The 908-nt window shown below is 46.8% G+C and carries 1 protein-coding gene; it reads left to right on the plus strand.

Features of this window, described 5'->3' with window-relative positions:
* A partial coding sequence (locus KIV40_RS33535; protein WP_285353736.1) for a molybdopterin-dependent oxidoreductase occupies positions 1 to 908 on the plus strand: 908 nt, incomplete at both ends.

Below are 908 nucleotides of genomic sequence, written 5' to 3' on the forward strand. Positions count from 1 at the left end.
GGCATCGGTTATGGGCCCAAGCCTATTAGTGTCGGCGTCTGCTTCTGCAGCAGAAACTGACGGCACTTGGAAAGTATCAGGTTCTCACTGGGGTGCATTCCGTGCACGTGTTTACGCAGGTAAAGTTCAAGAAATTAAGCCGCTAGAAATCGATAACCACCCAACAGAGATGTTGAAAGGTATCAAAGGTATTATCTACAGCCCATCTCGTGTGCGTTACCCTATGGTTCGCCTAGATTGGTTGAAGAAGCACAAGTACAGCGCAGACACGCGTGGTAACAACCGCTTCATCCGTGTGACTTGGGATGAGGCACTAGACCTTGTTTACCGCGAGCTTGAGCGCGTACAGAAAGATTACGGTCCATGGGCGCTTCACACAGGTCAAACTGGTTGGAGACAAACAGGTCAGTTCCACAGCTGTACTAACCACATGCAACGTGCAATGGCGCTTCACGGTTACTCTGTGAAGAAAATCGGTGACTACTCAACAGGTGCTGGTCAAACGATCATGCCTTACGTGCTAGGTTCTACTGAAGTATACGCACAAAACATTATCCTTTGGGGTAACGATCCAGTTAAGAACCTTCAAGTAGGTTGGACATGTGAGACTCACGAATCGTTCGCATACCTAGAACAACTGAAAGAAAAAGTAGCTAACAAAGAGATCAACGTTGTTTCTGTTGACCCTGTGAAAAACAAAACAGGTCGTTACCTAGAAAACGAGCAGTTCTACATCAACCCACAAACTGACGTGGCGTTCATGCTTGGTGTTGCTCACGTGCTTTACAATGAAGGCCTATACGACAAGAAGTTCATCGAGACTTACTGTCTAGGTTTTGAAGACTTCATTAAGTACGTTCAAGGTGAGACGAAAGACAAAGTTGAGAAGACACCTGAGTGGGCTGCGG

This window comes from Vibrio sp. D173a (assembly GCF_030248475.1).